The 18,898-nt window shown below is 47.0% G+C and carries 17 protein-coding genes; 8 read left to right on the forward strand and 9 right to left on the reverse strand.

Annotated features, from left to right (window positions below):
• Positions 1–2 precede the first annotated feature (2 nt).
• The 4 genes from fecD to AC07VD_RS19200 all read left to right on the forward strand — a co-directional run bounded on the left by fecD (position 3) and on the right by AC07VD_RS19200 (position 3,939).
• Positions 3–1,004 (forward strand): Fe(3+) dicitrate ABC transporter permease FecD, encoded by a 1,002-nt coding sequence (fecD, locus tag AC07VD_RS19185; protein ID WP_086343566.1) that lies wholly within the window; start codon positions 3–5, stop codon positions 1,002–1,004.
• On the forward strand, positions 1,001–2,002 hold the full coding sequence (gene yfmE, locus AC07VD_RS19190; RefSeq protein WP_003243506.1) for a Fe(3+)-citrate ABC transporter permease YfmE: 1,002 nt from the start codon (positions 1,001–1,003) through the stop codon (positions 2,000–2,002). Before fecD ends, yfmE begins: the two co-directional genes overlap by 4 nt.
• A 12-nt stretch (positions 2,003–2,014) precedes the next feature.
• Positions 2,015–2,815 (forward strand): Fe(3+)-citrate ABC transporter ATP-binding protein YfmF, encoded by an 801-nt coding sequence (gene yfmF, locus AC07VD_RS19195; protein WP_003233737.1) that lies wholly within the window; start codon positions 2,015–2,017, stop codon positions 2,813–2,815.
• 104 nt (positions 2,816–2,919) lie between these two features.
• On the forward strand, positions 2,920–3,939 hold the full coding sequence (locus AC07VD_RS19200; RefSeq protein ID WP_494721939.1) for an NADP-dependent oxidoreductase: 1,020 nt from the start codon (positions 2,920–2,922) through the stop codon (positions 3,937–3,939).
• A gap of 48 nt (positions 3,940–3,987) precedes the next feature.
• Here AC07VD_RS19200 and AC07VD_RS19205 read toward each other — a convergent pair whose 3' ends face one another.
• Both AC07VD_RS19205 and AC07VD_RS19210 read right to left on the reverse strand, forming a co-directional pair.
• A complete protein-coding gene (locus AC07VD_RS19205; protein WP_024572932.1) occupies positions 3,988–4,434 on the reverse strand; it encodes a GNAT family N-acetyltransferase in 447 nt (148 codons plus the stop codon).
• Positions 4,435–4,502: 68 nt separating this feature from the next.
• On the reverse strand, positions 4,503–5,633 hold the full coding sequence (locus AC07VD_RS19210) for a DEAD/DEAH box helicase (protein WP_134156881.1): 1,131 nt from the start codon (positions 5,631–5,633) through the stop codon (positions 4,503–4,505).
• A gap of 172 nt (positions 5,634–5,805) precedes the next feature.
• On the opposite strand from AC07VD_RS19210, the gene AC07VD_RS19215 reads away from it, so the two are divergent.
• Complete coding sequence (locus tag AC07VD_RS19215; protein ID WP_014476110.1) at positions 5,806–7,362, forward strand: ABC-F family ATP-binding cassette domain-containing protein; 1,557 nt, start codon at positions 5,806–5,808, stop codon at positions 7,360–7,362.
• 131 nt (positions 7,363–7,493) lie between these two features.
• Here the strand turns inward: AC07VD_RS19215 and AC07VD_RS19220 are convergent, their stop codons facing one another.
• The 7 genes from AC07VD_RS19220 to yfmT form a co-directional block, all read right to left on the reverse strand.
• The gene (locus AC07VD_RS19220; RefSeq protein WP_128992525.1) at positions 7,494–7,967 is read right to left on the reverse strand and encodes a hypothetical protein; all 474 of its coding nucleotides are present in this window, start codon (positions 7,965–7,967) and stop codon (positions 7,494–7,496) included.
• Positions 7,968–8,378: 411 nt separating this feature from the next.
• Complete coding sequence (locus tag AC07VD_RS19225) at positions 8,379–9,569, reverse strand: MFS transporter (protein ID WP_085187077.1); 1,191 nt, start codon at positions 9,567–9,569, stop codon at positions 8,379–8,381.
• A gap of 65 nt (positions 9,570–9,634) precedes the next feature.
• On the reverse strand, positions 9,635–10,057 hold the full coding sequence (locus AC07VD_RS19230) for a MerR family transcriptional regulator (protein WP_043857940.1): 423 nt from the start codon (positions 10,055–10,057) through the stop codon (positions 9,635–9,637).
• 124 nt (positions 10,058–10,181) lie between these two features.
• Complete coding sequence (locus AC07VD_RS19235; protein ID WP_003243426.1) at positions 10,182–10,628, reverse strand: YfmQ family protein; 447 nt, start codon at positions 10,626–10,628, stop codon at positions 10,182–10,184.
• A 122-nt stretch (positions 10,629–10,750) separates the two neighbouring features.
• Positions 10,751–12,640, reverse strand: coding sequence for an ABC-F family ATP-binding cassette domain-containing protein (locus tag AC07VD_RS19240; RefSeq protein ID WP_494721940.1), 1,890 nt, complete (start codon positions 12,638–12,640; stop codon positions 10,751–10,753).
• A 134-nt stretch (positions 12,641–12,774) separates the two neighbouring features.
• A complete protein-coding gene (locus AC07VD_RS19245; protein ID WP_003233767.1) occupies positions 12,775–13,635 on the reverse strand; it encodes a methyl-accepting chemotaxis protein in 861 nt (286 codons plus the stop codon).
• A gap of 13 nt (positions 13,636–13,648) precedes the next feature.
• Positions 13,649–15,106: a benzaldehyde dehydrogenase gene (gene yfmT, locus AC07VD_RS19250; RefSeq protein ID WP_086343559.1), complete on the reverse strand. Its 1,458-nt coding sequence runs from the start codon at positions 15,104–15,106 to the stop codon at positions 13,649–13,651.
• A 249-nt stretch (positions 15,107–15,355) separates the two neighbouring features.
• Here yfmT and bcaP point away from each other — a divergent pair, with 249 nt between their 5' ends.
• The 3 genes from bcaP to AC07VD_RS19265 all read left to right on the forward strand — a co-directional run bounded on the left by bcaP (position 15,356) and on the right by AC07VD_RS19265 (position 18,882).
• Positions 15,356–16,741 (forward strand): branched-chain amino acid transporter BcaP, encoded by a 1,386-nt coding sequence (gene bcaP, locus AC07VD_RS19255; protein WP_494721941.1) that lies wholly within the window; start codon positions 15,356–15,358, stop codon positions 16,739–16,741.
• A 92-nt stretch (positions 16,742–16,833) separates the two neighbouring features.
• Positions 16,834–17,541, forward strand: a complete 708-nt coding sequence (locus AC07VD_RS19260) for a YjjG family noncanonical pyrimidine nucleotidase (protein ID WP_014476102.1) — start codon at positions 16,834–16,836, stop codon at positions 17,539–17,541.
• A gap of 111 nt (positions 17,542–17,652) precedes the next feature.
• Positions 17,653–18,882, forward strand: coding sequence for an MFS transporter (locus tag AC07VD_RS19265; RefSeq protein WP_003243467.1), 1,230 nt, complete (start codon positions 17,653–17,655; stop codon positions 18,880–18,882).
• Positions 18,883–18,898: the final 16 nt, after the last annotated feature.

Genomic DNA, 18,898 nt, shown 5'->3' on the forward strand with positions numbered 1-18,898 from the left:
TGTTGTATCATTCAGCCAAACGGCGCTCATCATCAAGACTGATGATGTTCATCATTGCACTGATTATTTTTATATTTGGGCTTGGGCTGAATCTTTCAGTAGGAGCCTCAGACATCGGCATCATAGATTCATTGAAATATCTTTTTGTATGGGACGGTTCAAAGGAACAGCTCATCATCTCTACTCTTCGCCTTCCCCGCACATTAATCGGCGTTTTTGTCGGCGCCAGCCTAGCTGTAGCAGGGGCGCTGATGCAGGCTATGACCAGAAACCCTCTGGCTTCACCCCAAATTTTCGGTGTGAATGCGGGTGCATCGCTTTTTGTCGTTGCTTCTCTCGTCATTCTGCCGGCATCGCCCTATTCATCTGTTATATTCGCTTTTGCAGGTGCGGCAGCAGGCGGCGCGATTGTGTATATGATTGCCTCATCCGGCGGAATGACACCTGTCAAGCTGGCGCTGTCAGGAATGGCCGTGCACTTGTTCCTCTCCTCTATGACACAGGCCATCATTATTTTAAATGAGTCAGGTGAGGATGTTCTGTACTGGATGACAGGCGCAATCGACGGCAGCAACTGGCAGGACGTCATAACCATCGCTCCGTTTTCTGTCATTGGCATCGGGCTTGCCCTCATATTTTCCGGTTCTGTTTCTGTTCTCGGTCTCGGAGACGAAACAGCAAAAGGGCTTGGACAAAATATGAACGGCATCCGGATTCTGATCAGTTTGATTATTTTAATCCTTTCCGGCGCTTCCGTAGCCGTCGCCGGGCCGATTGGCTTTGTCGGGCTGCTCGTCCCGCATATTGTCCGCAAGCTGATCGGAGAACATTATCAATACGTGCTTCCGTTTTCGGCACTGTTCGGTGCCATTTTGCTGGTGTACGCAGATGTTCTGGCCAGATGGATTGCATTTCCTTATGAATCACCGGTCGGCATTGTCACCGCGATTATCGGAACGCCGTTTTTCTTATATTTGGCAAGGAAAGGGCGGCATCTGAAATGAAGAAAACAACCAGAAAACAAAAACGCCCCTTGCTGGCGATACTCATATTGGCCGTGATTTTGATCGTTCTGTCCGTCATCAGCATTGGGATCGGTGCATTATACATTTCACCTGATGCGGTAGTGACGAATCTGCTGGGACTGGATCATTCCTTTGAATTTATCATCCAGCAATATCGTCTGCCCCGCATCATATTAGCGATTTTGGCCGGTGCTGGGCTTGCCGCTGCCGGAGCGATTTTACAGGGTGTGATCCGAAATCCGCTCGCTTCCCCAGACGTTGTCGGCATTTCAAAAGGCTCCGGACTTGCGGCGATGGCTGTGATTCTCATCTTTCCTGAGTCGCCGGTATACGTGCTTCCGTTCTCCGCATTTGCCGGAGCCGCCATTATTGCTGTACTATTATTAATGATAGCCCGAAAAAAGAGCATTCAGCCCTCTTCACTGGCTTTATCAGGCATTGCTTTAGGCGCGGTCTGCCACGCCGGAATGCAATATATGATGGTCAAGTTTCCAGGCGACGTGAATGCTGCACTCATTTGGCTGACAGGAAGCCTCTGGGGAAGAAACTGGGAAGAAGTCAAGCTGCTTGCGCCATGGCTTTTGATTCTTTTTCCGATCGTCTGCATACTCATACCGAAGCTGGATCTTATGTCACTCGGGGATGAGCTTGCACAGGGTCTCGGAGAAAACGCAAACCGGCTGAGATTCATCCTGATTTTCACCGCGGTGGCGCTGGCGGGAAGCTGTGTAGCCGTCGTCGGCTCAATCGGTTTTATCGGCTTGCTTGCTCCGCATATCGCCAGACGGCTTACCGGAGAAAAAGCTAAATATTTACTGCCTGCATCGGCATTGATTGGTGCTATTATATTATTAATTGCAGATACGTTAGGGCGCGGCATTATGCCTCCGGTTGAAATACCTGCCGGAATACTGACAGCCGTGATCGGCGCGCCTTATTTCTTATATTTATTGAAATTCGAAGCGAGGAAACAGTAGGGAGAGGATACCATGGGAAAACTGGCTGCAGACCAGCTCACTCTTTCATATGACAGTACAGTGATTATTGACGGAGTCGACTTAAAGATAGAAGAAGGAAAAATCACTGCGCTCATCGGCGCTAATGGCTGCGGTAAATCAACAATCCTCAAATCGCTCGCCAGGCTGATGGCCCCGAAAAGCGGTACAGTGCTACTAGAAGGAAAAGACATCCACCGCCAGCCATCAAAAGAAGTCGCAAAAAAACTGGCCATTCTTCCACAATCTCCTCAGGCTCCTGAAGGATTGACGGTAGAGGAATTATGCTATTTTGGCAGACATCCTCACAAAAAGCTGTTATCCAAGCATACCCAAGAGGATCATGACATGGTAGAGTGGGCACTGGAAGCAACGGGCATGATTGAACTGAAGGATCGGACACTTGATGCCCTCTCAGGCGGCCAAAGACAAAGAGCCTGGATTTCCATGGCACTTGCGCAAGGCACTGATTTGCTTTTGCTTGATGAGCCGACCACGTATTTAGACATCTCACACCAGATTGAAGTGCTTGAACTGCTGAAAAAGCTGAACCGCGACCATGGCCGCACCGTTGTCATGGTGCTCCATGATTTAAACCAAGCCGCTCAATATGCTGACTATCTGATCAGTGTGCTGGACGGAAAAATATACAACGCCGGAACACCGGAAGATGTGTTCACCCAGCCATTTTTCCGTGAAGTCTTCGGCTTGGAATGCTGCATCATGAGAAGCCCGATCGACCAGAAGCCAATGTGCCTGCCGACGGGACTGTGCCCGAAATTACGGGCGAAATGAAAAGGAGAGGAGCCCCCTCTCCTTTTTTGTATGCCAGCTTACCTTTTGTATTTCCTCTCCTGTCCATGTTACAGTGGTGTCAACCAAGTGATAGGAGGATGAAAATGACAGCATCTCAGCAGCAAATTCAATTAGCAAGACGTCCACAAGGTATTCCTGTTCATGAAGACTTTCGCTTTGAAACCATTCCGGTTCCTGAACCCAAGCAAGGGGAAGTGCTTGTCAAAACGCTTTATGTATCGGTTGACCCTTATATGCGCGGCCGTATGCAGGATACGAAATCATATGTTGAGCCGTTCGCTTTAGATGAAGCGCTTTCTGGCGGGGTTATCGCTGAAGTTGTGTCAGACGGGAATCATCTGAAAAAAGGCGATATCGTCATCGGAAATCTCAGCTGGCAGGAATTTTCCGCTGTGAGCGAGTCTGCCTTGCGAAAAATTGATACAAGCCTTGCTCCCGCTTCGGCCTATCTCGGCATTTTGGGAATGACCGGCTTAACAGCATACTTCGGATTGCTGGACATCGGACGCCCGAAGGAAGGCGAAACCGTGGTTGTCTCCGGAGCTGCGGGAGCCGTTGGTTCAACAGTCGGGCAAATTGCCAAAATCAAAGGCGCTCGAGTTGTCGGTACCGCGGGCTCTGATGAAAAAATCGACTACTTAAAACAGGAGCTGCAGTTTGACGAAGCCATCAATTACAAAACAGCGGGTGATATCCAAAAAGCGCTTCAAGACGCTTGTCCTGACGGTGTCGATGTGTATTTTGACAATGTCGGCGGACCGATTTCAGACGCGGTCATGAACCTGCTCAATGAATTTGCCCGCATTCCGGTGTGCGGCGCCATTTCTTCCTATAACGCAGAAAGCGAAGCAGATGACATGGGCCCTCGTGTTCAATCAAAACTCATTAAAACAAAGTCGCTGATGCAAGGGTTTATCGTTAGCGACTACTCCGATCGTTTTTCTGAGGGAGCAAAACAGCTGGCCCAATGGCTGAAGGCTGGTAAACTCCATTACGAGGAAACCATCACAGAAGGCTTCGAAAACATTCCTGACGCGTTTCTCGGTTTATTTAAGGGAGAAAATAAAGGGAAACAGCTGATCAAGGTCAGCGATCCGAGCTGAAGATGAAATCGGGAGGGCTTTTTGCCCTCCTTATGTGTTTAGATGAGGTCAGCTGCGAAGAATCAGCGTAAGAAAACCATCTTCATCAGGTTCCGTATCTTCCAAAGTGAATCCTGCTGCTTGAAAGCAAGCTAAACTGATTCGATTGTCTTCTTCAATGCATGCCACCCATTCCCGTACGCTAGTAAAATCAGGTTCGGTCAGCAGTTTTTGCAATATCCGTTTTCCGTACCCTTGAAGCCGGTACAAGGGATTGACGATCAATCCAATATACGTCCGCTCCTCCCCGAACTCAATAACGGCCATCCCTGCCGGCAGCTGTCCATCATACGCCATGATGACAGTATAGTGTTTATCTTTATTTACTCGTGCATACCACTCATCTAATGGCAGCATCCCATCCATTCTCCGTCTGGTATCCTCATTTTCAAACCAGTGTTTAAGGATTTTCAGCTCTGACTTCTTCACTGCTTGAAACCTGTCTATTGAAACCATCTTCCCACCCCGCGCATAATCTTTTCTATTATTTTACAACAAAAAAGAAGGGCTTTCCGCCCTTCTTTTTATTTCGTCTTCAGTTTTCCGCCTGCATACACAGCTTCACTCAGTTCAACACCAAGCTTCTTCGCCATTTTTTTCAGCTTTGATTCCTCCAATTTTGTCACAAGACTCAGCACGTTGCCTTCTTTTCCGGCCCGGCCTGTTCGTCCTGATCTGTGGACATAGCCATCTTCATCAGGAATATCAGCATGAATCACGTATGGCAGGTTTTCAATGTCTAAACCGCGTGCGGCAATGTCAGTCGCCAATAAAAGAGGAAACTCTCCGTCTTCGAATGCGGCAATGATTTTCGCCCGCTCCATTTTTTTCGCTTCGCTGTGCAAAACGCCAAGATCGACATGGTGATATGCCAGCTTTTCCGCATATACACTCAGGTTGCCGATGTCTCTCACAAATACGAGTGCCTGCATGCCTTCAAGCCTTGACAGCTTTTGCAGCAGCTTCACTTTGTCGCGCTGGTCGCAAATCAGGTATTGATGTTTCACTTTCCCTGCCTCCGCCTTGCTTCGCTGTACCTTCAACACCTCAGGCTCTTGCGCCAATTCGCGGAGCACATCCTCTGTTTCCTTTTTGAGTGTCGCGGAAAAACATAGAAGCTGGCGGTCTCTTAATGTCGTTTTAATAATTTGTTTGATCGTCTCGCGATGCTCCGGCAGGATAAGCTGATCCGCTTCATCAAGTACAATCGTTTTCACTTCATGCATTTTGAGTTTCTTTGCTTTAATCAGTTCAAATACCCTGCCTGGCGTGCCGACGATGATATGCGGATGTTTCTTCAGCTTTTCGACCTGCTTCTTCACATTCGCCCCGCCGATTAAGGAAGCCGCGCGCAGCTCTGAGCCCGCTTTCCAATCCTGAATCACCTGAAAAATCTGCATCACCAGCTCACGGGAAGGCGCTAAAATCACCGCCTGCGGATGCTTTTGCTCTGGTTTGATCCGCTCCAAGACCGGCAGCGCATACGCCAGCGTCTTGCCTGTGCCTGTCGGCGATTCCGCGATGACATCCTTTCCGTCCATGATCAGCTGGGCTGCCTGCTCTTGAACAGGGGTTGGCGTTTGAAAGCCGGAAGCATTCCAATTCTCTTGTATAAATGATTGTGCATTATGTAAAAATGGCCAAGTTTGCGTCATTTTGTTCTCCTCAATTCCTGAAATCTATTCCATAGTATCTCAAAACCTCGCCCGGAACGCAATTTTTCTTTTTCTTTCCTATACCTTTCAACATTCCGAATCCTCCTTTATAATCAAAAGGGTGAATATTACACGCCGATTGTGCGTGTTTGATAACGATAGAGGTGTAAACATGAGTATTTTATCTGTAAAGGATTTAAGCCACGGCTTCGGGGACCGGGCCATTTTTAATAACGTTTCCTTCCGCCTGTTAAAAGGCGAGCACGTCGGCTTGATCGGCGCAAACGGTGAAGGAAAATCAACCTTCATGAATATTATTACCGGAAAGCTTGAACCTGATGAGGGAAAAGTCGAATGGTCAAAAAATGTCCGTGTCGGATACCTTGATCAGCATACCGTGCTGGAAAAAGGAAAATCCATTCGCGACGTCCTGAAAGACGCATTCCATTATTTATTTGCGATGGAAGAGGAAATGAACGAGATTTACAACAAAATGGGCGAGGCTGATCCCGACGAGCTCGAAAAGCTGCTTGAAGAAGTCGGCGTCATTCAAGACGCGCTGACAAACAATGATTTTTATGTCATTGATTCCAAGGTGGAGGAAATCGCCCGCGGTCTCGGTTTGAGCGATATCGGATTAGAGCGAGATGTCACCGATTTGAGCGGCGGACAGCGCACAAAGGTCCTTCTCGCTAAGCTGCTCCTTGAAAAGCCGGAAATTCTGCTTCTCGATGAGCCGACCAACTATCTTGATGAACAGCATATTGAATGGCTGAAACGCTACCTGCAGGAATACGAGAACGCGTTCATCCTGATTTCCCACGATATTCCGTTCTTAAACAGCGTCATCAACCTGATTTATCACGTTGAAAATCAAGAGCTGACACGCTATGTCGGCGACTACCATCAGTTTATGGAAGTCTACGAGGTGAAAAAACAGCAGCTTGAAGCGGCCTACAAAAAGCAGCAGCAGGAAGTCGCGGAGCTGAAGGATTTCGTTGCCCGCAACAAAGCGCGTGTCAGCACGAGAAACATGGCGATGTCCCGCCAAAAGAAACTCGATAAGATGGATATGATCGAGCTTGCGGCAGAAAAGCCAAAGCCGGAATTCCATTTCAAGCCGGCGAGAACGTCAGGCAAGCTGATTTTCGAAACGAAGGATCTCGTGATCGGTTACGATTCCCCGCTGTCCCGTCCACTCAACCTCCGCATGGAACGCGGCCAAAAAATCGCCCTTTACGGCGCAAACGGGATCGGAAAAACGACGTTGCTGAAAAGTTTGCTTGGCGAAATCCAGCCGCTTGAGGGCTCTGTTGAACGCGGTGAGCACATCTATACCGGCTATTTCGAGCAAGAGGTCAAGGAAACAAACAACAATACGTGCATCGAAGAAGTATGGAGCGAATTCCCTTCTTATACGCAGTATGAAATCCGTGCCGCTCTGGCAAAATGCGGACTGACGACAAAGCATATCGAAAGCCGCGTCTCCGTATTAAGCGGAGGCGAAAAAGCGAAAGTCAGATTGTGCAAGCTAATCAACTCAGAAACAAACCTGCTGGTGCTCGATGAGCCGACAAACCACTTGGATGTCGATGCCAAGGAAGAGCTCAAGCGCGCCCTGAAAGAATATAAAGGCTCCATTCTGCTCATTTCCCACGAGCCAGACTTTTATATGGATATTGCGACAGAAACGTGGAACTGCGAGTCTTGGACGACGAAAGTGCTTTAATTTATAAAAAAACCCGCCTGCTAAAGGGCGGGTTTTTTACTGCCATTTTTTCTGAACGATTCTCAAAAGCTCTCTGTCTTTTAAAATGAGCTGCTATGGCGAGGTGAATTCAAACTTTCATTTTAAGATTATCATTCAAAAAACATCTTTACAAAATTATTTACATTAACAATGAACCCGAGAAACTGTCCTGTTGCTATCATAATACGAAATATAAGCTTTGGTTTTGGTTTATCAGGTTTAGGTTTGTATAGGCGAAGAGCAGATTTCCCGATAAAAAGAAACCCAAATGCAATAATAAATAAAGCCAAAAGATTTGGGAAACTAATAAAAATATCTTTTAGGATTATTGGTATTAACGTAAACCCCAACCCTATACACATCTCTAACGCACCATCGTTAAGGGTTACTTTACTTAATTCGACTCCTAGGCCACAAATACCAAAAACCAAAAATATCATCGATAGCAGTTTCATTGCGGTTTCATTACCAAAAGTATCCCAAGAAAAATATAAAACACAACCTACAAGGATACTAACTGCTGCTAAAACAAAGCCAAAAAATTTATCATCATCTTGCTGAACTGTTTTTGGATTCGTTTCCATCTGACAAAACGCACCTCGTATGTTTTTTTGTAGTATATCATATTAAGGACATAAAGTTAATATTATACAACCTTCTGATACCAATTAGTATTAACAGAAGATTTGTCATAAAAGTGGTGCTAATAGGATAATCATAAGATGATGACCTTACTAGTTAGCTCTAAACAGGACATAAGACATTGTATTATGAAAGAAAAAGAGCTTTTAAAAGATCAAAGATCCTCTCATAAACTAATGTTCGAGAAATGCAATTTTAAAATTTTTATAACAACCTATCTCTTCAGGGAACTCAACGCGATGAATAGTCCTCTTAGTCCCCTAAAATAAACGAGAATATACTATAACACTATTATGATAAGTAGATTTAGCAACTTAAAAAAAGACACTGCATCTGTGCAGTGTCTTTCGTTATTAATGCCCCGCCTTAATTCCAGCAAGATGTTTACGTCCCATGAGAAGGACAAGCATGCCGACAAAAACGACGATTCCGCCTACTGTATATGGTGTGCTTGCAGTAAAGTGTTCTGACAGCATTCCTGCAATCCACGGGGCGAGCGCGCCGCCGATGAAGCGGACTGAGCTGTAGGCTGAAGACGCGATTGAACGTTCAACCGGCGCAGAACCCATCACAGCGGTTGTCATGATCGTATTCACCATACCGAGGACAGCACCAGCGACAACGATACATGTAATAATCAAAGTCTGATGGTCTGTCCAGATCCCCATAATAACGAGAATGGCCGCAAAGGCGATAAAGAGAATGACGAGCGAACGCACTGTGCCCAGCGCTTTGTGCACGAGCGGCGCCGTAAAGACTGACGTAATCGCCAGCAGAAGGCCCCAGCCGAAGAAGACATATCCAAGACCGTGTTCATCTAAATCCAGAACGAACGGAGAATAAGCAAGCAAAATAAAAAATCCAAAGTTGTATAAGAATGCCGATACCGCCATTGTTAAAAGGCCTTTATATTTGAGCGCCTTCATCGCATCAAACACACCGACGCGTTTTGCCGGTTTCGGCAGCTTCGGAAGCATGAAAGAAATCGCGATTAACGCAATAAACATCAGGACAGATACTCCGAAAAACGGTGCGCGCCATGAAATGCTTCCGAGCTCTCCGCCTGCAAGCGGCCCGACAGAAATCCCTAGACCAAGCGCGGCCTCATACAAAATAATCGCTTGGGCGCTGCCGCCGACTGACACGCCGACGATGACCGCAAGCGCTGTTGAAATAAACAAAGCATTCCCTAATCCCCAGCCGCCGCGATAGCCGACTAACTGAGCGATTGAGCTTGAGCTGCCGCCAAGCCCCGCAAATACAATAATAAAAATAAGTCCGAGAATTAACGTCCATTTCGCGCCGATGCGGCTGGAAATGGCTCCTGAGAAAAACATCATAAATCCGGTTACAAGCAAATAACTTGTAAACAAGAGTGATACTTCACTAGGTGAAGCATGTAATTGTGCGGCAATGGCCGGAAGAATTGGATCGACCAGCCCGATTCCCATAAAAGAAATCACACAGGCAAACGCGACAGCCCATACCGCTTTTGGCTGGCTGAGCAAGCCTGTTTTCTGATTCACTTGTGTTGTCTTATCCATTTGACCTGACCTCCATCTTTATTCCATTAAAAGAAACGCTACAAAAATAGCGTTTAACAAACTTTTCATTCGATTGATTGAATGGCGCGTTCCGCTTTATTTTTCATGCCTTGCAGGCGTTCTTTAAAGCTTTGGAATGTGCGGATTTTCTCATCAATCAAACTCAGCTGGTGATTCAGGGTTTCCTGAATTTCCTCCAGTTTTTCTTTCCGTTCCTTAGGATCCAGTGACAACAAATACCCCTCTTTGTTTAACTCTAGCTGGCGGCTGGTTTCCATGAAATGCTGAAGCTCCTGAAGGGAAAAACCGAGCACCTCTTTTGTGCTGATGACTTTCTCAAGCTCCTCCATATCATCCTCTGAATAAAGCCTTACACCGCCGTCTGTCCGTTTCGGCGCCGGAATCAAGCCGATTTCTTCATAAAACCGGATGGTCCGCTTTGTCAGTCCGCTTCTTTTGGCCACTTGATCAATCTTCATCCATTCCAAGGTAAATCCCCCTTCGCCGTTTCTGTTACCATTATACACCTTTTGAACCTTAACGTAAACGTTAAGTTTTAAAAAACAATAAAAAAGACGAGCAGCATAAAGCACCCGTCTTTCACTTTCCTGTTTAAGCTAAACTTCCCGCCACTGACAGAGACTCTTTTTGAAGGCTTTCAGAAAGCACTCGATACGCGATCACTTTCTTCTTGTACTGTTTCACGACGTCGATATGGTCGTCGTAGCGGTACACGAACAGCTTCACGTCTTTTTTTCCTTTTTTTGTATCTATCACCAGCGGCGTGCCGCCATTTTCCGGATGTAAATAACGCTCTTCATCACCTGGATAGATATAATATTTTTCCAGGAAGATAGCTTCGTTAAATTGATCAATCACTTTCTGCTTCTCTGCACCCTCGAGGCGTTTTCCATCTAGAGAGAGACTCGCATTTTCGTCACTCAGCTTGGCGTGCACTTCAAATTTGCCGAGCAGCCATTCTATGACGCCTGTAGGAAGACAGGTTAATACGATTTTCACCAGACTCATGAGAATTAACATCACGATCGCCCATGTCATACTTCATCATCTCCGTTAGTTTTCCATGTGCCGCTGACACACAATTTTATCCTAACATAAGCAGGCCGATTCGTTTTTGTCCATTATGTGAAAAAAAGCGCGGCCTGCTGCGGCCACGCTTTTTAGCTTTCCAGTTCTTCAATCATGAGGGACAATTCTGTCCAGCGGTCCATCGCAGCCTCAAGTTCTTCCGCAGTTTTCGCCTGCTCGGCCATCAGCTCTTGGATTTTGCCAAAATCACTGCCTGCTGCGGCGATGTCAGCTTCGAGCTGTTCATGCTTTTCTTCCAGCTGGGCAATTTTATCTTCGATGCCGTCCCATTCCAGCTGGTCTTTGTAAGAAAGCTTTTTCCGTTTTTTCTTCGGCTCGGCTTCAGCCGTTTTTTCCTCAGCTGCCGGTTTTGGGGCCGCTTTTTTCGCTTTTGACTCCTCCATATAGTCGCTGTAGGAGCCTTGAAAGCGGGAAATGACGCCATTTCCTTCAAATACAATCAAACGGTCGACGACGCGGTCAAGGAAATAGCGGTCATGGGATACGGTGATGACGACGCCAGGGAACTGGTCAATATAATCCTCAAGAACGCTTAATGTTTCAGTATCCAAATCATTCGTCGGCTCATCGAGAAACAGGACATTCGGCTCCTGCATGAGAACCTGAAGCAAGTATAAACGGCGTTTTTCCCCGCCGGACAGCTTGCGGATATACGTCTGCTGCATCGAACGCGGGAAGAGGAAACGCTCGAGCATTTGTTCAGCTGTAATCATATCGCCATCTGCCGTTTTTACGACCTCCGCCGTTTCTTTTATATAGTCAATGACCTTTAACTCACCGTTCATTTCACTATGATCCTGAGTATAGTAGCCGATTCTGACCGTCTGTCCGATCGTAATATCGCCTCCGTCCGGTGTATGACGGCCGGCAAGGGCATTTAACAGCGTTGTTTTCCCGATGCCGTTTGGCCCGATGATCCCGATCCGTTCACCTGGTATGACAAGTTCATTAAAACGGTCGACGAGCATGCGGCCGTCATAAGCGATCATGACGTTCTCCGCTTCAATAACTTGTTTTCCGAGACGGTGCGAGCCAATGGCAAAATCGAGTGAACCTGATGACTGAGGGCCTTTCTGCTCTTTAAGCGACTCTACCCGGTCAATTCTCGCTTTTTGTTTTGTTGAGCGGGCTTTCGCTCCTCGTCTGAGCCAAGCCAGTTCGCGGCGCAGCAGGTTTTGCCGCTTCGTTTCCTTTTGCTCAGCCTGCGCTTCCCGTTCCGCGCGTTTTTCTAAAAACACTTCATAGTTGCCTTTGTACGTGTAGAGGCTGCCTCTTTCAAGCTCATAAATGCGGTTGGTGACACGGTTTAAGAAATATCTATCGTGCGTCACCAGCATGACGGCGCCGGGATATTGGCTTAAATACCCTTCAAGCCACTCAATCGTTTCATTATCCAAATGGTTTGTCGGCTCGTCCAAAATGAGCAGATCAGCGGGCTGAATTAAGTTTTTGGCAATGGCTACCCGTTTTTTCTGGCCGCCTGAGAGCTCATTGACCGGTTTTGTTACGTCGTTGACGCCCAGCTTAGACAATACGGTTTTTGCCAAGGTGTTTGCATCCCATGCATTGTTTGCGTCCATTTTCGCTTGTGCTGCCAGCAGGTGTTTCTGGCGCTGTTCATTTTCGGGATCTTTCCCCAGTTCATACAGCGCTTTTTCATATTCACGCAAGGTTTTCATCACAGCCGATTCACCGGAATAGATATGCTCCAGCACTGTTTGCCCCGCAGGCAGCTCCGGGTCTTGATGAAGAAATTCGACCTGCACGCTTCCAGATTTCGTGATTTCTCCTTCTTCGATAGATTCCAAGCCGGAAATCACTTTCAGCAGCGTTGATTTTCCTGTTCCGTTCGGCCCGATTAATCCGATTCTCTCATTCTCTTCAATATGAAAGGAGATATGGTCAAATAATGTTTTATCTCCGTATGTTTTATAAAGATTTTCCGCTTTTAATATGCTCATGGTTCCTATCAATCCTCACGTAAGTTCATGTGTACATTTTAAATCAGCCGCTGGAATAAAACTAGTAAAACGTCAGACGAATTTCATGGAAATGCAGGATAAGAAAAAGACCGGGGATGTTTGTCCCCGGTCTCTTACTCTTCCTCAAGCGCTTTTTCGGCCATTTTTGCAAGATGCTGCGCGCTTCCTGAAATCTCCTGCATTGTGGCGGAAATTTGTTCAACGGCAGCGGCTTGTCCGTCTGTATGCTGGTTAATCGACTCAATGGATTCCTCGAGCCCTTTCAGCAGGCTGTGGATTTTTTTCGTAATCTGGTCAATTTGGCCGACATTTTCTTTTGAATGCGTTGCTAGCTTTCTGATCTCATCTGCGACGACAGAGAAGCCTTTTCCGGACTCCCCTGCTCTTGCCGCTTCGATCGCGGCATTCAAGCCGAGCAGATTGCTTTGGTCAGAGATGCCTTTAACAGTTACTGAAATATCGGCGATTTCACCGGCGCTTTCGCTTACTTTTTTCGCCTGAGAGGAAATGCCCGACATTTGAGTTGAAAACCCGTTAATTGATTCAGAAATGTCGGAAATAGCCGCGGCTGTTTGTTCAACGACAGCTGATAAGCTTTCCGCCACATCATGCAGCTTTGACGACTCCTCAAGGCTCGTTCCGAGGCCGACACCTCCAATGACTCTTCCATTCTCGTCGTGCAGCGGGATGGCACGCGCGATCAATGGGAAGCCGAACAATTCTTTCGGAACCATGCTCGTCTTCTTCTGATTGCTGCGGATGGCATCTGTGATGATATCCCCTTCCTGCAGCGGATCGCCGGCTTTTACGTTCAGCGAAAAGGTTTTGGCCGGTATATTCACGAGCAGTTTTTCCGTATCATAAATGCCGATTGTAATATCATCCTGAACCAGGCTGTTTAAATAAGGGGCTACTTTGATAAATGCGTCCAGAATATCTGCGGTTTCTTTTTCCGTGTTTATGGTCAATTCCATTCACTCCTTTTCATTAATAAGGGAATCTGCGTTTTTCGTGCTGGACCGAGATCCATTTCAGCGTTGTAAATTCTTCGAGGCTCCACTCACCGTTTAAACGGCCGAGGCCTGATTGCTTTTCACCGCCGAAGGCTACATTCGGTTCATCATTGATGGTCGTGTCATTGACGTGAATCATGCCTGTTTCAATGCGTTTCGCAAAAGCCACGCCGCGCTCAAGATTTGACGTGTGTACGGCACCGCTCAAGCCAAACGGGGTTTCGTTTGCGATATCCACCGCTTCGTCTTCTGAATCAAACTTCATAAAGGAGACGACCGGTCCGAACAGCTCTTCCTTGGCAATGCTCATGAACGGTTTGACGTCTTTTAAGATCGTCGGTTCCACGATCGTCCCGTTAAATCCGCCAAGCTTCACTGGTACAGCGCCTTCTTCAATTGCTTGCTCAACAGTCTTCATCAGTCCGTCCGTCTGTCTGCTGTTGATTAATGGCCCGATAATCGTATCAGGGTCCATTGGGTCACCGACTTTCAGCGATTCCACTTTTGCCTGGTACAGCTCAAGGAACTTGTCATAAATAGAAGAATGAACAAGCACGCGGTTGGCTGACATGCAAATCTGTCCTTGATGTGTAAATCGGCTGAACACCGCCGCATTGACCGCATATTCTATATCTGCATCCTCAAGTACGATGAAGGCGCTGTTCCCGCCAAGCTCAAGAAGCGGCTTTTTAAAATGCTTCATCGCAAGCTGTCCGATGTAGCTGCCGACTTTCGTAGAACCGGTAAATGAGATGATCCGCGGCACTGGATGCTCAACGAAGCTGTCGCCGATTTCAGCAATGTCTGTGACAACAACATTCAGCAGCCCCGCTGGAATTCCCGCGTTCTCAAAAATTTTCGCAATCAGCGTTCCGCCGCAAATCGGCGTTTCCTCATGCGGCTTTAGCACAACGCCATTGCCGGCTCCGAGTGCAGGCGCCACTGATTTCATAGATAAAAAGAATGGGAAGTTAAACGGACTGATGACACCGACAACGCCTGCCGGCACGCGATATAATCTGTTTTCCTTGCCATCTATTGTGGACGGAAGAATTTTCCCCTCCATGCGAATTGGGAACGTTGCCGCTTCTTTCATGATGTTTTTGACAAGTCCGATTTCAAAAGCCGCTTTGAGCCTTGTACCGCCTAGCTCCTCCATAATCAAATAAATAATGGCTTCTTCATTTTCTTCAATATACGTGACGGCTTTTTCTAAAATGGTTCTTTTCTCAAACGGGTTGACCGCATCCCATTTTTTCTTTGCCAGCGCCGCTGCCCGATACGCTTCATCTACATCGTCAGCAGTCGCTTTACGGAATGTTGTGAATGTTTTTTGAGTATAAGGATTTTTGTTTTCCAATACATTTGGGCTGCTGCCCTCCTGCCATTTCCCGCCGATAAACTGTTTATTCAACTCTTCATATTGAAACATGGTCAGCATCTCCTTTATAACCGCAAATCAAAATATGGGCGAATCTATTTTTTCTATCGGTTCATCTTGCATAAAATTGAATATACGATTAGTAAAAATTACTATCCTATGATACGACAACGCTGTTTCGCTTCTATCATTTAAAGCAGAAAAATATTTTATTGACTGCGTCAAATTTCGACAATATAATACAACAAGAACTGTATATAATGATTAGAATATTTTGAATATTTCCAGGAGGAACTTTTGATGAGTTCATTATTTAGAAAAAAACCGCTTGAAACATTGAGTGCGCAGAGCAAGTCAAAAAGCCTTGCCCGTACGTTAAGCGCATTTGATTTAACCTTGCTCGGTATCGGTTGTGTCATCGGTACAGGGATTTTTGTCATTACAGGAACAGTGGCAGCGACCGGTGCAGGTCCCGCCCTCATCATATCGTTTATTTTAGCGGGGCTCGCCTGTGCGCTGGCTGCTTTCTGTTATGCTGAGTTTTCGTCTTCAATTCCGATTTCGGGAAGCGTATACTCATACTCATACGTGACACTTGGAGAGCTGCTCGCCTTTTTGATCGGATGGGATCTCATGCTTGAATATGTCATTGCACTGTCGGCGGTTGCCACCGGCTGGTCTTCATACTTTCAATCACTGCTTGCCGGCTTCAATCTTCATATTCCGGCTGCACTGACAGGAGCGCCGGGAAGCACGGCGGGCGCCGTATTTAATCTTCCGGCTGCGGTGATCATTCTCCTCATCACCGCGATTGTCAGCAGAGGCGTCAAGGAAAGCACACGCTTTAACAACGTCATCGTACTGATGAAAATCGCGATCATTTTATTGTTCATTATTGTCGGCATCGGCTATGTAAAACCGGACAACTGGTCTCCTTTTATGCCATTCGGGATGAAAGGCGTCATTCTTAGCGCTGCCACTGTATTCTTCGCGTACCTTGGGTTTGACGCGGTTTCTAACGCTTCAGAGGAAGTGAAAAATCCGCAAAAAAACATGCCCGTCGGCATTATTTCAGCTCTAGCTGTCTGCACGGTTCTGTACATCGCGGTATCGCTTGTGCTGACAGGCATGATGCCTTATGCCAAATTGAATGTCGGAGATCCTGTATCCTTTGCGCTGAAATTCGTCGGACAGGACGCTGTTGCCGGAATTATTTCTGTCGGTGCGATTATCGGGATTACGACGGTGATGCTCGCTTTGCTGTACGCTCAGGTTCGTTTGACATTTGCCATGAGCAGAGACGGCCTTCTGCCTGGATTGTTCGCAAAGGTTCATCAGTCATTTAAAACCCCGTTCCGCAACACATGGCTGACAGGAATCGTTGCAGCGGGAATCGCCGGCTTTATTAACCTCGGAACGCTGGCCCATCTGGTGAACATGGGAACACTTGCCGCGTTTACGGTCATATCTATTGCTGTCATTGTGCTAAGAAAGAAACATCCTGAAATCAAGGCGTCCTTCAGAGTGCCGTTCGTTCCGGTTGTGCCGATTATCAGCGCAGGCATCTGCATTTGGTTCATGTACAGCCTTCCCGGCGTCACATGGCTTTCATTTGTCATCTGGATCGCTGTCGGAACGCTGGTTTACTTCCTATATTCGAGAAAACACAGCTTATTAAACAAATAATCTCTTTTTAGCCGGCGGTGCCTCACCCGCCGGCTTTTTCCTTTTTTTATGTGCTATACTTTGAATACATATGAGGAAAGGGAGACACACAGATGAAACGATACCGCACTTTATTATTTGATGTAGATGATACCATCCTTGATTTTCAAGCGGCAGAAGCTTTAGCCCTGCGTTTGCTGTTTGAAGATCAGAACATTCCTTTAACAAATGACATGAAGGCGCAGTATAAAACCATCAATCAAGGTCTCTGGAGAGCCTTTGAAGAAGGTAAGATGACACGGGATGAAGTCGTAAACACGCGTTTTTCCGCTTTGCTCAAGGAGTACGGTTACGAGGCGGACGGCGCCTTGCTTGAGCAAAAATACCGCCGCTTTCTTGAAGAAGGACATCAGCTTATTGACGGTGCATTTGATCTCATCTCAAATCTGCAGCAACAGTTTGATTTGTACATCGTGACAAACGGCGTGTCTAACACACAATATAAGCGTCTCCGTGATTCAGGATTATTTCCATTCTTCAAGGACATTTTCGTTTCTGAAGACACAGGCTTCCAAAAGCCGATGAAGGAATATTTCGATTACGTGTTTGAACGGATTCCTCAATTTTCAGCAGAGCACACATTAATCATCGGGGATTCACTAACTGCTGATATCAAAGGCGGACAGCTCGCCGGGCTTGATACTTGCTGGATGAACCCTGACATGAAGCCGAATGTGCCAGAGATCATACCAACCTATGAGATTCGTAAGCTTGAAGAGCTATATCACATTTTGAATATCGAAAATACCGTCAGCTGCTAATCAGGCTGACGGCGTTTCTTTCATAAGAGTCTTTTTTCCTCTTGATAAATTCTTCACCTTATGAATAATATGGTGGTATGCTTTGGTTATATATGTAAGGAGGAGACTCAATTGGCTATCGCCGCCCCGTTAAAAGAAAAAACAGTTCAAAAACCAGGCACCACGGTGTATCCGATTTTGATTATTATCGGAATCTGCCATATGCTCAACGATTCGCTTCAAGCTGTGATTCCGGCCATGTTCCCTATTTTGGAACGCTCCATGAGCCTGACGTTTACACAGCTCGGCATCATCGCTTTCACATTAAACATGGTGTCATCCGTCATGCAGCCTGTTGTCGGCTGGTATACCGATAAACGGCCGCGGCCGTATGCGCTGCCAGTCGGTTTGACCGCCAGCATGCTTGGCATTTTGGGCCTTGCATTTGCCCCGTCATTCATAACGATCTTATGCTGTGTGTTTTTCATTGGATTAGGCTCGGCCATTTTCCATCCGGAGGGCTCCCGTGTGGCGTATATGGCCGCCGGCACAAAACGCGGGCTCGCCCAGTCGATTTATCAGGTGGGCGGAAACTCAGGCCAGGCGATGGCGCCGCTGATCACCGCGCTGATTCTTGTGCCGCTCGGGCAATTCGGCGCTGTTTGGTTCACGCTTGTCGCCGCGCTTGCTGTTATGTTTCTCATGTATATTGCGAAATGGTACGCCTCACGTCTCGGCAGCCTTGCCCAGAAATCAGGCAAACAAAAGAAAACGGCTGAAAACACGGCCATCACCAAATCTGTTGTATCTGCTCTTATTATTATTATATTTCTCATTTTTGCTCGTTCTTGGTATACGAGTGCGATCGGTAACTTTTACACGTTTTACGCGATGGATACCTATCACGTAAGCATTCAGCAGGCACAAAGCTATATTTTTGTCTTCTTGCTGTTCGGCGCAATCGGCACGTTTCTCGGCGGCCCGCTTGCAGACCGTTTTGGAAAACGCTTCGTTATCCTCGGTTCGCTGTTATGCTCGGCGCCGCTGGCGATTGTGCTGCCATTTGCCGGCCCGGTTCTCGCCTATGGCGTGCTCGCATTGATTGGCTTGGTTCTGATGTCGAGTTTTTCTGTAACGGTCGTCTACGCACAGGAGCTAGTTCCTGGAAAAATCGGCACAATGTCCGGTTTAACCGTCGGGCTTGCCTTCGGGATGGGCGCAATCGGCGCTGTGGCGCTGGGCGCTCTGATTGACGCCGCGGGACTGACCCCGACGATGATCGCCATTGCCTTTCTCCCTGTTCTCGGCATCCTTGCCTTCCTATTGCCGAGTGACCAGAAGCTGAGAGAATGGCATAGCTGAAAAAACCCCTGCCAGG

The sequence above is a fragment of the Bacillus sp. GW821-FHT01G09 genome (assembly GCF_059422205.1).